This is a genomic window from Pseudomonas protegens (genome assembly GCF_013407925.2).
GTDB lineage: Bacteria > Pseudomonadota > Gammaproteobacteria > Pseudomonadales > Pseudomonadaceae > Aquipseudomonas > Aquipseudomonas fluorescens_AP.
In genome coordinates this window covers 2260468-2274312 of sequence record NZ_CP060201.1, presented here as the reverse complement: position 1 = coordinate 2274312, position 13845 = coordinate 2260468, and the positions used below count along the sequence as shown (strand labels likewise).

At 57.9% G+C, this 13845-nt stretch carries 14 protein-coding genes and 2 tRNA genes; 15 read left to right on the top strand and 1 reads right to left on the bottom strand.

The features are described 5' to 3' along the window. Positions 1-4: 4 nt before the first annotated feature. Positions 5-409 carry a hypothetical protein gene (locus GGI48_RS10695; RefSeq protein WP_016967228.1) on the top strand — a complete coding sequence of 135 codons (405 nt, stop codon included), beginning with the start codon at positions 5-7 and terminating at the stop codon, positions 407-409. A 12-nt stretch (positions 410-421) separates the two neighbouring features. Here GGI48_RS10695 and GGI48_RS10690 read toward each other — a convergent pair whose 3' ends face one another. Beyond that, positions 422-730, bottom strand: a complete 309-nt coding sequence (locus tag GGI48_RS10690) for a YhbY family RNA-binding protein (RefSeq protein ID WP_007920867.1) — start codon at positions 728-730, stop codon at positions 422-424. Positions 731-835: 105 nt separating this feature from the next. Here GGI48_RS10690 and rlmE point away from each other — a divergent pair, with 105 nt between their 5' ends. The 14 genes from rlmE (at position 836) to rpsO (ending at position 13812) form a co-directional block, all read left to right on the top strand. Then, the gene (gene rlmE / locus GGI48_RS10685) at positions 836-1465 is read left to right on the top strand and encodes a 23S rRNA (uridine(2552)-2'-O)-methyltransferase RlmE (RefSeq protein ID WP_016967229.1); all 630 of its coding nucleotides are present in this window, start codon (positions 836-838) and stop codon (positions 1463-1465) included. 201 nt (positions 1466-1666) lie between these two features. Next, a complete protein-coding gene (ftsH, locus tag GGI48_RS10680) occupies positions 1667-3571 on the top strand; it encodes an ATP-dependent zinc metalloprotease FtsH (protein WP_016967231.1) in 1905 nt (634 codons plus the stop codon). A gap of 8 nt (positions 3572-3579) precedes the next feature. Beyond that, positions 3580-4431, top strand: a complete 852-nt coding sequence (gene folP / locus GGI48_RS10675) for a dihydropteroate synthase (RefSeq protein ID WP_179598215.1) — start codon at positions 3580-3582, stop codon at positions 4429-4431. Between the two features lie 16 nt (positions 4432-4447). Beyond that, entirely contained in the window at positions 4448-5785 is a 1338-nt protein-coding gene (gene glmM, locus GGI48_RS10670; RefSeq protein WP_016967235.1) for a phosphoglucosamine mutase, read from the top strand. 66 nt (positions 5786-5851) lie between these two features. Further along, positions 5852-6607, top strand: coding sequence for a triose-phosphate isomerase (tpiA, locus tag GGI48_RS10665; RefSeq protein ID WP_011059200.1), 756 nt, complete (start codon positions 5852-5854; stop codon positions 6605-6607). A 4-nt stretch (positions 6608-6611) separates the two neighbouring features. Next, positions 6612-6995 (top strand): preprotein translocase subunit SecG, encoded by a 384-nt coding sequence (gene secG / locus GGI48_RS10660; protein ID WP_015634120.1) that lies wholly within the window; start codon positions 6612-6614, stop codon positions 6993-6995. A gap of 29 nt (positions 6996-7024) precedes the next feature. Then, positions 7025-7110, top strand: a tRNA-Leu gene (locus tag GGI48_RS10655). A gap of 96 nt (positions 7111-7206) precedes the next feature. After that, a tRNA-Met gene (locus GGI48_RS10650) sits at positions 7207-7283 on the top strand. Between the two features lie 130 nt (positions 7284-7413). Further along, the gene (gene rimP / locus GGI48_RS10645; protein ID WP_041120545.1) at positions 7414-7872 is read left to right on the top strand and encodes a ribosome maturation factor RimP; all 459 of its coding nucleotides are present in this window, start codon (positions 7414-7416) and stop codon (positions 7870-7872) included. Between the two features lie 47 nt (positions 7873-7919). After that, positions 7920-9401, top strand: a complete 1482-nt coding sequence (nusA, locus tag GGI48_RS10640) for a transcription termination factor NusA (protein WP_011059201.1) — start codon at positions 7920-7922, stop codon at positions 9399-9401. A gap of 27 nt (positions 9402-9428) precedes the next feature. Continuing rightward, the gene (gene infB / locus GGI48_RS10635) at positions 9429-11945 is read left to right on the top strand and encodes a translation initiation factor IF-2 (RefSeq protein ID WP_016967777.1); all 2517 of its coding nucleotides are present in this window, start codon (positions 9429-9431) and stop codon (positions 11943-11945) included. A gap of 159 nt (positions 11946-12104) precedes the next feature. Beyond that, positions 12105-12506 carry a 30S ribosome-binding factor RbfA gene (rbfA, locus tag GGI48_RS10630; protein WP_016967778.1) on the top strand — a complete coding sequence of 134 codons (402 nt, stop codon included), beginning with the start codon at positions 12105-12107 and terminating at the stop codon, positions 12504-12506. Between the two features lie 3 nt (positions 12507-12509). Then, positions 12510-13427: a tRNA pseudouridine(55) synthase TruB gene (gene truB / locus GGI48_RS10625; protein WP_016967779.1), complete on the top strand. Its 918-nt coding sequence runs from the start codon at positions 12510-12512 to the stop codon at positions 13425-13427. A gap of 115 nt (positions 13428-13542) precedes the next feature. Beyond that, a complete protein-coding gene (rpsO, locus tag GGI48_RS10620) occupies positions 13543-13812 on the top strand; it encodes a 30S ribosomal protein S15 (RefSeq protein WP_011059205.1) in 270 nt (89 codons plus the stop codon). The last annotated feature ends 33 nt before the right edge of the window (positions 13813-13845 follow it).

Sequence of the window (13845 nt, the reverse complement as noted above, 5' to 3'; positions counted from 1 at the left end):
CGCCATGCTTTGGCAGCTGACCCAGATGTTATGGGTCGGCGGCTTATGGTTGTTGCATCTCGGCTTGGTTCCCGCCCTGGAGCAGATTGGTCTTGCCCCTTTGCTGATCGAAGAAATTTCCACCTTGCTCAGTGCGTTGTTGGTGGGTTTTTCGGCGGCCTGCCTGATTCTGCAGGCGGCGGTACTGATTCAGTCCGAAGGGCTGAAAAGTCTTTGGCGGGATATTCGGGGGCAACTGCTGTTGATGGCGATGTATGCGTGCGGGATGTATTTCACTGTACGCATTCTGCTGCCGGAGGCTCAGCGCTGGCAGTTGTTCAGCTATCTGGTCCTGGGCTTTTCCGGCCTGGTGTTGGTGTTGCAGCCAGTGCCGGGATGGGGCGCAAGGGTGCGCCAGGCACACCCTTGACCCTTGTCGACGTCAGTGGAAACGATGGACGTTCGACAGTTGCTTGTTTACCTTGGCGTTCTTGCGGTAGATCAACGCCATCTTGCCGATGACTTGCACCAGATCCGCTTTGCCGGCCTTGCACAGTTCGGCGATGGCTTCCAGGCGCGACTCGCGCTCGAGGATGTTGAGCTTGATCTTGATCAGCTCGTGATCGCTCAAGGCGCGTTCAAGTTCGGCTAGCACACCTTCGGTCAAACCGTTGTCAGCCACAGTCAATACTGGTTTCAGATGGTGGCCAATGGATTTGTACTGTTTCTTCTGCTCTTGAGTGAGCGGCATAATCTGACCCCTGCGTCTGATCTTGTAAAAAGCGGCGGCCAGTTTACCCGAGCGAGTCCGGGACCGCCCAGTTAATCACGACCCGTTTTATTTTTGAGGTGGCCCGTGGCCCGTTCCAAGACAAGCCATAACTGGCTGAAAGAGCACTTCAACGACCCATTCGTCAAAATGGCGCAAAAAGATGGGTATCGTTCTCGTGCCAGCTACAAGCTGCTGGAGATCCAGGAGAAGGACCGCCTTATCCGTCCTGGTATGAGTGTTATCGACCTGGGTGCTGCACCGGGCGGCTGGTCGCAAGTGACCAGTCGTCTGATTGGTGGTCAGGGTCGACTGATTGCTTCCGATATTCTGGAGATGGACAGCATCCCCGATGTGACCTTTATTCAAGGGGATTTCACCGAGGACGCGGTGCTGGCGCAGATTCTCGAGGCTGTCGGAAATTCGGAAGTCGACCTTGTGATTTCCGATATGGCCCCCAATATGAGTGGGTTAGCGGCTGTGGATATGCCGCGGGCGATGTTCTTGTGCGAATTAGCGCTGGACCTTGCTAGCCGTGTACTACGTCCAGGTGGTGATTTTCTGATCAAAATCTTCCAGGGTGAAGGCTTTGACGAGTACCACAAGAGCGTTCGGCAGATGTTCGAGAAAGTGCAGATGCGTAAGCCGACGTCTTCTCGTGACCGTTCCCGAGAGCAGTATCTGCTTGGGCGCGGCTTCCGGGGTCGCAGTGAGTAAGTAGGATTTTTGACCGGGGTGATAGGATTTTCGTATTTCGCCCCGTCAGATTAAGCGCATATTGTGTAGTCTAAGTTTCACATAGGGTTACAGACAGCGCCTGCCAGAGCTGTAGGTAATGTAGTAAGTTAGGCCGGTGAATATCATGCGAAGCGCGCGCCAGTAGCGGAGCTTGCTTCAGAGGGTAGTTAATTGAACGACATGGCAAAGAATCTGATCCTGTGGTTGATCATCGCTGCCGTCCTGGTGACGGTGATGAACAACTTCTCCAGCCCTAACGAGCCGCAGACCCTCAACTATTCCGACTTCATCCAGCAAGTTAAGGATGGCAAGGTCGAGCGCGTAGCTGTTGATGGCTACGTTATTACCGGCAAGCGCAACGATGGCGACACCTTCAAGACCATCCGTCCTGCGATTCAGGATAACGGTCTGATTGGCGACTTGGTGGACAACCATGTCGTGGTCGAAGGCAAGCAGCCTGAGCAGCAAAGCATCTGGACCCAGCTCTTGGTGGCCAGCTTCCCGATCCTGGTGATCATTGCCGTCTTCATGTTCTTCATGCGGCAAATGCAGGGCGGGGCAGGTGGCAAAGGCGGGCCGATGAGCTTTGGCAAGAGCAAGGCACGTCTGCTCTCTGAAGATCAGGTGAAAACCACCCTGGCTGACGTCGCAGGTTGTGACGAGGCCAAGGAGGAAGTTGGCGAACTGGTTGAATTCCTGCGTGATCCAGGCAAGTTTCAGCGTCTGGGCGGCCGCATCCCTCGTGGTGTGCTGATGGTCGGTCCGCCGGGTACCGGTAAGACCTTGCTGGCCAAGGCCATTGCGGGCGAAGCCAAGGTGCCGTTCTTCACTATTTCCGGTTCCGACTTCGTCGAAATGTTCGTAGGTGTCGGTGCCAGCCGTGTTCGCGATATGTTCGAACAGGCCAAGAAACATGCTCCATGCATCATTTTCATCGATGAGATCGACGCTGTCGGTCGTCACCGTGGCGCCGGCATGGGCGGTGGTCATGATGAGCGTGAGCAGACCCTCAACCAATTGCTGGTTGAGATGGATGGCTTCGAAATGAACGACGGCATCATTGTGATCGCCGCTACCAACCGTCCTGACGTACTCGATCCGGCGCTGCTGCGCCCCGGTCGTTTCGACCGCCAAGTGGTGGTGGGGCTGCCGGATATCCGCGGTCGTGAGCAGATTCTCAAGGTTCACATGCGCAAAGTGCCAATGGGCGAAGATGTTGCTCCTGCAGTGATCGCGCGCGGTACTCCGGGTTTCTCCGGTGCGGACTTGGCGAACCTGGTGAACGAGGCCTCGCTGTTCGCTGCTCGTACCGGTAAGCGTATTGTCGAAATGAAGGAATTTGAACTGGCCAAGGACAAGATCATGATGGGCGCGGAGCGCAAATCCATGGTCATGTCCGAGAAAGAAAAGCAGAACACCGCTTATCACGAAGCCGGCCACGCCATTGTCGGTCGAGTCGTGCCTGAGCATGATCCGGTCTACAAGGTTTCTATCATTCCTCGCGGTCGGGCATTGGGCGTCACCATGTTCCTGCCGGAAGAAGACCGCTACAGCCTGTCCAAGCGTGCCCTGATCAGCCAGATCTGCTCGCTCTATGGTGGCCGTATCGCAGAAGAGATGACGCTTGGTTTTGACGGTGTGACCACCGGTGCATCCAACGACATCATGCGCGCCAGCCAGATTGCTCGAAACATGGTCACCAAGTGGGGACTCTCCGAAAAGCTCGGTCCGTTGATGTATGCGGAAGAAGAGGGCGAAGTGTTCCTGGGTCGCAGTGCGGGCAGTCAGCACGCCAGCTTGTCCGCTGAAACGGCGAAACTGATCGACTCTGAAGTGCGCAGCATCATCGATCAGTGCTACGGCACTGCCAAGCAGATCCTGACCGACAACCGCGACAAGCTGGACGCCATGGCGGACGCCTTGATGAAGTACGAAACCATTGATGCCGATCAGATTGACGACATCATGGCTGGGCGTACTCCGCGTGAGCCTCGTGATTGGGAGGGCGGCTCGGGCACTACTCCTCCAGTGGTGCAAAACGAACGTCCGGAAACACCCATTGGCGGTCCTGCTGCCGACCACTAAGGTTCTAAATGACTTCTGTCCCATCCTCTACCCGGTTGCCTTGCGGCAACCGGGTTCTTGATTTGGCCCGTGCGCATGTCATGGGCATTCTCAATGTAACTCCTGATTCTTTCTCCGATGGTGGTCGCTTCAGTCAGTTGGACGTCGCCTTGCGGCATGCCGAGGCCATGGTCCTGGCGGGTGCTACGCTGATCGATATCGGCGGTGAGTCGACGCGGCCGGGTGCCCGTGCGGTATCACCTCTGGAAGAGTTGGAGCGTGTGGCTCCGGTCGTGGAGCGAATTAATCGCGAGCTGGATGTGGTTATTTCCGTTGATACCTCGACCCCGGCGGTCATGCGTGAAACTGCTCGTCTGGGAGCAGGGCTGATCAATGATGTGCGTGCACTGCGCCGTGATGGTGCTCTTGATGCAGCAGCCGCTAGTGGCTTGCCAGTGTGCCTGATGCATATGCTCGGCGAGCCTGGCGATATGCAGGACAACCCGCATTACCAGGATGTCACTCGCGAAGTGAGCGAGTTTTTGGTTGAGCGGATGGCCGCGTGTGCGGCGGTAGGGATCGAGGCTGAGCGGATTGTCCTTGACCCGGGTTTTGGTTTTGCCAAGACCCTGCAGCACAACTTGAGTCTGTTCAAGCATATGGAGGCCTTGCATGCCCTTGGGCGCCCCCTGCTGGTTGGGGTGTCGCGCAAAAGCATGATTGGCCAGTCCCTGAATCGACCTGTAGCCGAGCGATTGCACGGCAGTCTGGCACTGGCGGCACTGGCGGTGACCAAGGGCGCGAAGATTATCCGCGTTCATGATGTCGCCGAAACGGTGGATGTGGTGCGAATGATTGCGGCAGTGGAATCCGCCGAATAAGAATGATGGAGTACTTATGACGAAGAAATACTTTGGCACCGACGGCATTCGTGGTCGTGTGGGCGAATACCCTATTACTCCAGATTTCATGCTCAAGCTCGGCTGGGCGGCGGGCATGGCTTTTCGCAGCATGGGGGCTTGTCGTGTACTGGTGGGCAAGGATACGCGTATCTCTGGCTACATGTTCGAGTCGGCCCTGGAGGCCGGACTGTCCGCGGCGGGCGCGGATGTGATGTTGTTGGGGCCGATGCCTACACCGGCGATCGCTTACCTGACGCGCACCTTTCACGCCGAAGCGGGCATTGTCATCAGTGCTTCGCACAATCCTCATGATGACAACGGCATCAAATTCTTTTCGGGCGAAGGTACCAAGCTGCCCGACGAAGTGGAGCTGATGATCGAAGAGTTGCTGGACGCTCCGATGACCGTGGTGGAATCAAGCAAGCTCGGCAAGGTGTCGCGCATCAATGATGCCTCGGGGCGGTATATCGAGTTCTGCAAGAGCAGTGTGCCTTCCAGCACCAGCTTTGCCGGCCTGAAGATCGTCCTGGACTGTGCTCACGGCGCGACCTACAAGGTGGCGCCCAGTGTGTTCCGTGAGCTGGGCGCGCAAGTGACGGTGCTTAGCGCGCAACCTAACGGCTTGAACATCAACGAGAACTGCGGTTCGACTCACATGGCGCAATTGCAGGCCGCGGTTCTAGCGGAGCATGCGGACCTGGGGATCGCCTTCGACGGTGACGGTGACCGGGTGCTGATGGTCGACCAGACCGGTGCGATCGTTGATGGTGACGAGTTGTTGTTCATCATCGCTCGTGATCTGCATGAGCGCGACAAGTTGCAGGGCGGCGTGGTCGGTACTCTCATGAGTAACCTCGGTCTTGAGCTGGCATTGGCGGATCTGGGTATTCCGTTTGTGCGGGCCAACGTCGGCGACCGTTATGTGATTGCTGAACTGCTCGAGCGCAACTGGTTGGTGGGTGGAGAAAATTCCGGCCATATCGTGTGCTTCCGTCACGCGACCACCGGTGATGCGATCATCGCTGCGCTGCAGGTGCTGATGGCGCTCAAGGCGCGTGGTGAAAGTCTGGCGCAATCACGCCAGGGGCTGCGCAAATGCCCTCAAGTGCTGGTCAACGTCCGTTTTGGCGGCGGCGACAGTCCGGTTGAACATCCTGCTGTGAAAGAGGCTTGCGAGCGCGTTACGACCGCCATGGCGGGGCGTGGCCGGGTCTTGCTGCGCAAGTCCGGTACTGAGCCGCTGGTGCGTGTCATGGTCGAAGGTGACGATGAAGCGCAGGTTCGAGCCTACGCCGATGAGCTGGCAAAACTGGTTGCTGAAGTTTCTGCCTGATTTCGGCTTGCCAGTGTTGTTTTGGTTGGGTAACATCTGCGCCCACTTTGACCGACGAGGTACAGCATGCGTCGCCCTATGGTAGCTGGTAACTGGAAGATGCACGGTACCCGCGCCAGCGTCGCTGAGCTGATCAACGGCCTTCGTCATCTGGCCTTGCCGAGCGGTGTTGATGTCGCGGTATTCCCGCCTTGCTTGTATATCAATCAAGTGATTGATGGCTTGAAAGGCAAGTCGATTCAGGTCGGCGCGCAGAATTCTGCGGTGGAATCCATGCAAGGTGCGTTGACGGGCGAAATCGCCCCGAGTCAATTAGTGGATGCAGGTTGCTCACTGGTGCTGGTTGGGCACTCCGAACGCCGCCTGATCATGGGTGAGCGTGACGCGACTCTCAATCGCAAGTTTGCAGCAGCGCAGGCCTGTGGTTTGAAGCCGGTTCTGTGTGTAGGGGAAACCCTTGAGCAGCGTGAAGCTGGTAAGACTTTAGAAGTTGTCGGGCGTCAGCTGGGCAGCATCATCGAAGAGTTGGGTGTTGGCGCTTTCGCCAATGCTGTTATCGCTTACGAGCCGGTCTGGGCCATTGGTACCGGGCTGACTGCAACACCGCAACAAGCGCAGGATGTGCACGCAGCCATTCGCGCGCAGTTGGCGGCAGAGAATTCTGAAGTGGCACGAGGAGTGCGGCTTCTATACGGCGGCAGCGTGAAGGCGGCCAATGCGGTCGAACTGTTCGGCATGCCGGATATCGATGGGGGGCTCATTGGTGGAGCTTCCCTGAATGCAGATGAGTTCGGTGCGATCTGTCGCGCCGCGGGAAACTGAAAAAATGCTGGAAACAGTCGTAGTCGTTTTTCATCTGCTGGGTGCCCTGGGCGTAGTTGCTCTGGTTTTGCTGCAGCAGGGTAAAGGTGCCGATGCTGGCGCGTCTTTCGGTGCAGGTGCTTCAAATACTGTGTTCGGAAGCCAAGGTTCCTCTACCTTTCTTAGTAAGTTTACTGCTATACTTGCCGCCGGTTTCTTCATAACCAGCTTGGGGTTAGGTTACTTTGCTAAAGAGAAAGCTCACCAGCTGACTCAAGTAGGTTTGCCAGATCCAGCAGTGCTTGAAGTACCAAAGCAAAAACCGGCTTCTGATGATGTCCCGGTGCTCCAAGAGCAAAAGTCGGCCAACAGTGCGACTGACGTACCTCCAGCTCCAGAGCAGAAGTAAGAAGAGTTTCACGCAGTAACGTAGTCTATGCCGAGGTGGTGGAATTGGTAGACACGCAACCTTGAGGTGGTTGTGCCCATAGGGTGTAGGGGTTCGAGTCCCCTTCTCGGTACCAATTGTCAGGAGAGCCCGCTGTTGCGGGCTTTCTTGTAGGTGGAAGGTTACATTGACCCAAAAAGGGATCGGTCGTATACTTCCGCCCCAGCTTTGTCGCGGGGTGGAGCAGTCTGGTAGCTCGTCGGGCTCATAACCCGAAGGTCGTCGGTTCAAATCCGGCCCCCGCAACCAGTTTTAGCGGAGCCCCTTTTCAGGGGCTTTTTGTTAGCTGGACACTTTACAGCGCCGCTATTCAACGGCGTTTCCGGGATGGGCGCTTCGCCCATTTTTTATTTGCACAAGCATGCACGAGGGGGTTCAGGTGTCGAGCAAGCTAGAACAGTTGCAGGCCTTGTTGGCCCCGGTGGTCGTGGCCCTTGGCTATGAATGCTGGGGTATTGAGTTTTCGGCTCAGGGTCGCCACTCATTGTTGCGCGTTTATATCGATAAAGAAGGCGGCGTGTTGGTGGACGATTGCGCCATCGTCAGCCGTCAGATCAGTGGTGTTCTCGACGTGGAAGACCCGATCTCCGTTGAATACACCCTTGAAGTTTCCTCTCCTGGCATGGAACGCCCGCTGTTCACCCTTGAACAGTTTGCCAAGTATGTCGGTGAGCAAGTGAAGATCAAGCTGCGCTCGCCCTTCGAAGGTCGGCGTAATTTTCAGGGCCTTCTCCGCGGGGTGGAGGAGCAGGACGTCGTGGTGCAGGTAGATGATCACGAGTTCCTGTTGCCGATCGATATGATCGACAAGGCCAACATTATTCCCAGTTTTGACTGAGACGCGGATCCCGCGGATCCAATGGCTTGCGAAAGGCGAGGCGTACGATGAGCAAAGAAGTACTGCTGGTTGTTGAGTCGGTATCCAATGAAAAGGGTGTACCGGCAAGCGTGATTTTTGAAGCGCTGGAGCTGGCTCTGGCCACTGCTACCAAAAAGCGCTTTGAGGACGAAGTGGACCTGCGTGTGGAAATCAATCGCCACACCGGTTCCTACGAGACTTTCCGTCGCTGGACGGTGGTCGAAGAAGCCGATCTGGATGATCCAGCGGTCGAGACCTGGTTGAGCAAGGCTCGTGAAACCCATCCCGACGCCAAAGTCGGTGATGTGATCGAAGAGAAAATCGAATCCATTGAGTTCGGCCGCATCGCTGCCCAGACCGCCAAGCAGGTCATTGTGCAGAAAGTTCGCGAAGCCGAGCGCGCACAGGTAGTTGATGCCTATCGCGAGCGCCTGGGTGAAATCATCTCCGGCACCGTGAAAAAAGTGACACGTGACAACGTGATCGTTGACCTGGGCAACAACGCCGAAGCGTTGCTGGCCCGTGAAGACATCATCTCCCGTGAGACTTTCCGGGTCGGCGTGCGTCTGCGCGCGCTGCTCAAGGAAATCCGCACCGAGAACCGCGGCCCGCAGCTGATCCTGTCGCGTACCGCGCCGGAAATGCTGATCGAGCTGTTCCGTATCGAAGTGCCGGAAATTGCCGAAGGCCTGATCGAAGTCATGGCCGCTTCCCGTGATCCGGGTTCGCGGGCCAAGATCGCAGTCCGCTCCAAAGACAAACGCATCGACCCGCAGGGCGCGTGCATTGGTATGCGCGGTTCGCGCGTCCAGGCCGTTTCCGGCGAGTTGGGCGGCGAGCGTGTGGACATCGTCCTGTGGGACGAGAACCCGGCGCAGTTCGTGATCAATGCCATGTCGCCGGCTGAGGTCGCGGCAATTATCGTTGACGAAGATGCCCATGCCATGGACATCGCCGTTGGCGCAGACAATCTGGCTCAGGCCATTGGTCGCGGTGGTCAGAACGTGCGTCTGGCCAGCCAATTGACTGGCTGGACCCTGAACGTGATGACCGAATCGGACATCCAGGCCAAGCAGCAAGCAGAAACCGGCGACATCCTGCGCAATTTCATCGATGAGCTGGAAGTCGATGAAGAACTGGCACAGGTTCTGGTTGATGAAGGCTTCACCAGCCTGGAAGAGATTGCCTACGTACCGCTGGAAGAAATGCTCAACATCGACGGCTTTGACGAAGACATCGTCAACGAGCTTCGCGCTCGGGCCAAGGATCGCTTGTTGACTAAAGCCATCGCTACTGAGGAAAAGCTGGCAGACGCCCATCCGGCCGAAGACCTGCTCTCGCTTGAGGGTATGGACAAGGATTTGGCGATGGAACTGGCGGTGCGCGGCGTAATTACCCGCGAAGACCTGGCCGAGCAGTCTATTGACGACCTGCTCGACATCGACGGCATTGACGATGATCGTGCCGGCAAGTTGATCATGGCCGCCCGAGCCCACTGGTTCGAGTAATTAGGCGCGGCCTGAGGAGAGAAGTGCATGACGCAAGTCACGGTGAAACAACTGGCCGATGAGGTCAAAACACCGGTAGAGCGCCTGCTGCAGCAGATGCGTGAGGCAGGTCTGCCGCACACCGCCGCCGAGGAACATGTGAGCGACAGTGAGAAGCAGTCGTTGCTGACTCATCTGAAAAGCAGCCACAAGGCGAAAGTGGAAGAACCACGCAAGATCACTTTGCAGCGCAAGACCACCAGCACCCTGCGTGTGGCTGGCAGCAAGAGCATCAGCGTTGAAGTGCGCAAGAAGAAAGTCTTCGTGCAGCGCAGCCCGGAAGAAATCGAAGCCGAGCGTCAACGCGAACTGGAAGAACGTCGCGCAGTAGAAAATGCTGCTCGTCAAAAGGCTGAAGAAGAAGCCAAGCGTCGCGCCGAAGAAGAAGCGCGTCGCCAGCCTGCTCCGGTTGCCGAGCCTGTTGCTGCGCAAGCTGCTGCAGCCCCTGCACCTGCGCCTGTGGTCGACACTGTGCAAGAAGCTCCGGTGGCCGCTCCGGCACCGGTTGCCGAGCGCAAGAAAGACGAGCAGCGCCGTCCGGACAAGTCCCGCAACGACGACAACCGTCGCAGCGGCGATGGCGAGCGCAAAAACGCTCCGCATCGTGCTTCGGTCAAGGAAAAGGCGCCTGCGCCGCGCGTTGCCCCACGTACTACCGACGAAGAAAGCGATGGCTTCCGTCGTGGTGGTCGCGGCAAGGCCAAGCTGAAGAAGCGCAACGCTCACGGTTTCCAGAGCCCAACCGGGCCAGTGGTACGTGACGTGCAGATCGGCGAGACCATCACTGTGGGCGAGTTGGCCCAGCAGATGTCGGTCAAGGCTGCCGAAGTCATCAAGTTCATGTTCAAGCTGGGTACTCCAGCCACCATCAACCAGGTTCTGGATCAGGAAACTGCCCAGCTGGTTGCTGAAGAACTGGGCCACAAAGTGACCCTGGTCAGCGACACCGCCCTGGAAGATTCCCTGGCCGAGTCCCTGAAGTTCGAAGGTGAAGCGGTCGCCCGTGCGCCGGTCGTGACCGTAATGGGCCACGTTGACCACGGTAAGACCTCGTTGCTGGACTACATCCGTCGCGCCAAAGTGGCCGCGGGCGAAGCCGGTGGCATCACCCAGCACATCGGTGCCTACCACGTAGAAACCGAGCGCGGCATGGTCACCTTCCTCGACACCCCTGGTCACGCCGCGTTTACCGCCATGCGTGCCCGTGGTGCCAAGGCCACCGACATCGTGATCCTGGTGGTTGCAGCGGACGACGGCGTGATGCCGCAGACCGTTGAAGCCGTTCAGCACGCACAGGCTGCCGGCGTTCCGCTGGTGGTGGCGGTGAACAAGATCGACAAGCCAGGCGCCGATCTGGACCGTATCCGCAGTGAGCTCTCGGTTCACGGCGTAACGTCGGAAGACTGGGGTGGCGATACGCCGTTCGTACCGGTTTCCGCGAAAATGGGTACCGGTGTCGACGACCTGCTCGAAGCGGTTCTGCTGCAGGCTGAAGTACTGGAACTCAAGGCCACTCCTTCGGCTCCTGGCCGTGGCGTCGTGGTTGAATCCCGTCTCGACAAGGGCCGCGGCCCGGTAGCCACCGTGCTGGTTCAGGACGGTACGCTGCGTCAAGGCGACATGGTGCTGGTTGGCTCGAACTATGGCCGCGTGCGCGCCATGCTCGACGAGAACGGCAAGCCCATCAAGGAAGCCGGTCCTTCCATACCGGTCGAGATCCTCGGCCTGGACGGTACCCCGGACGCTGGCGACGAGATGAGCGTAGTGGCCGACGAGAAGAAAGCCCGTGAAGTGGCTCTGTTCCGTCAAGGCAAGTTCCGCGAAGTCAAGCTGGCCCGTGCTCACGCCGGCAAGCTGGAAAACATCTTCGAAAGCATGGGCCAGGAAGAGAAGAAGACGCTCAACATCGTCCTCAAATCCGACGTCCGTGGTTCGTTGGAAGCTCTGCAAGGCGCTCTGAACGGCCTGGGCAACGACGAAGTGCAAGTGCGCGTAGTGGGCGGCGGCGTCGGTGGTATCACCGAAAGCGACGCCAACCTGGCACTGGCCTCCAACGCTGTACTGTTCGGCTTCAACGTGCGTGCCGATGCCGGCGCCCGGAAGATCGTCGAGCAGGAAGGTCTGGATATGCGTTACTACAACGTGATCTACGACATCATCGAAGACGTCAAGAAAGCCCTGACCGGTATGTTGGGCAGCGACGTTCGGGAGAACATCCTGGGTGTTGCCGAAGTTCGCGACGTGTTCCGCTCGCCGAAGTTTGGCGCGATCGCCGGTTGCATGGTCATCGAAGGTGTCGTGCACCGTAACCGTCCAATCCGCGTACTGCGTGAAGACATCGTTATCTTCGAAGGCGAGCTGGAATCCCTGCGCCGCTTCAAGGATGACGCGTCCGAAGTGCGTGCCGGCATGGAATGCGGTATCGGCGTGAAGAGCTACAACGACGTCAAAGTCGGCGACAAGATCGAAGTCTTCGAGAAGGTCCAGGTTGCTCGCAGCCTCTAACTCGCGCACTTCAAGAGCCCTGGTGGCCCGTAGCATGTCTATGCACGGCACCGCCAGCGGCCTCTAAACGCAACGCCCGGTCTGGCTCCTGCCAGGCCGGGCGTTTGCCGCTTTCAGACCACACGGGTTTCACCGTGAGGCAGTAACAGGTAACAAGACATGGCAAAAGAATACAGCCGTACCCAACGTATCGGTGATCAGATGCAGCGCGAACTGGCGCAACTGATCCGTCGCGAAGTCAAGGATCCACGCGTCGGCCTGGTGACCATCACCGCCGTGGAAGTCAGCCGCGATGTCGGTCACGCGAAGATCTTCATCACCGTGATGGGCCAGGAAAACGCCGAAGAGATCGCCCAGAGCATCAAGGTACTGAACTCGGCGGCAGGTTTCCTGCGCATGCAACTGGCCAAGGAAATGAAGCTGCGCAGCGTGCCGCAACTGCACTTCCATTACGACGAAAGCGTGGCCCGCGGGGCGCACTTGTCGGCCCTGATCGAGCGCGCCGTGGCTGAAGACAGCCAGCATGGCGACGCGCCTGCCCCTGAAGACGCCAAGGAGTAAGCGGTGGCTCAGGTCAAGCGTATCCGTCGTAACGTCAGCGGCATCATCCTTCTGGACAAGCCGCTGGGCTTCACCTCCAACGCGGCGCTGCAGAAAGTCCGCTGGTTGCTCAATGCCGAGAAGGCCGGTCACACCGGCAGCCTCGATCCACTGGCCACCGGTGTGCTGCCGCTGTGCTTTGGCGAGGCCACCAAGTTCTCGCAATACCTGCTCGATTCCGACAAGGGTTACGAAACCCTGATGCAATTGGGCAAGACCACCACCACCGCGGACGCTGAAGGCGAAGTTTTGCAGACCCGTGAAGTGACCGTTGGTCGTGCCGATATCGAAGCGGTATTGCCGGAATTTCGCGGTGAAATCAAACAGATACCGCCGATGTACTCCGCCCTCAAGCGCGATGGCCAGCCCCTCTACAAACTGGCTCGTGCAGGGGAAGTGGTGGAGCGCGAACCGCGTTCTGTTACTATTGCGCGCTTGGAATTACTCGCCTTTGAAGGCGACACTGCGCGCCTGGCGGTGGACTGCAGCAAAGGCACCTATATCCGCACCCTGGTGGAAGATATCGGTGAAAAACTTGGCTGCGGTGCTTACGTTGCAGAATTGCGACGGACCCAGGCCGGACCTTTCAGCCTGGCCCAGACGGTCACCCTGGAAGAGCTTGAAGCCGTGCACGCCGAAGGCGGCAACGAAGCGGTAGATCGCTTCCTGATGCCATCGGACAGCGGTCTGCTGGATTGGCCCCTGCTGCAGTTCTCGGAGCACAGCGCGTTCTACTGGCTCAATGGCCAGCCGGTGCGTGCCCCGGATGCGCCGAAGTTCGGCATGGTGCGGGTACAGGATCACAACGGTCGCTTCATCGGTATCGGTGAAGTGAGCGAAGACGGGCGCATCGCGCCGCGTCGACTGATTCGGTCAGAATGACCGAACGAGGGTGGCTGTTAACAGGCACGGTCACTACTCATTTATAGATACAGGGATTTGTCCCTGGCCTGTTGAAACTGTTCTTGAACAGTTTCCTGATATAAGGATTGCCCACATGGCACTCAGCGTTGAAGAAAAAGCTCAGATCGTAACCGACTACCAGCAAGCTGTTGGTGACACTGGTTCGCCAGAAGTGCAAGTTGCACTGCTGACCGCCAACATCAACAAACTGCAAGGTCACTTCAAAGCCAACGGTAAAGACCACCACTCCCGTCGTGGCCTGATCCGCATGGTAAACCAGCGTCGTAAGCTGCTGGACTACCTGAAAGGCAAAGACCTGAGCCGTTACAGCACCCTGATCGGTCGTCTGGGTCTGCGTCGCTAATCAGCGATTGCGCTATGAGGTTGGTTGTTTGCC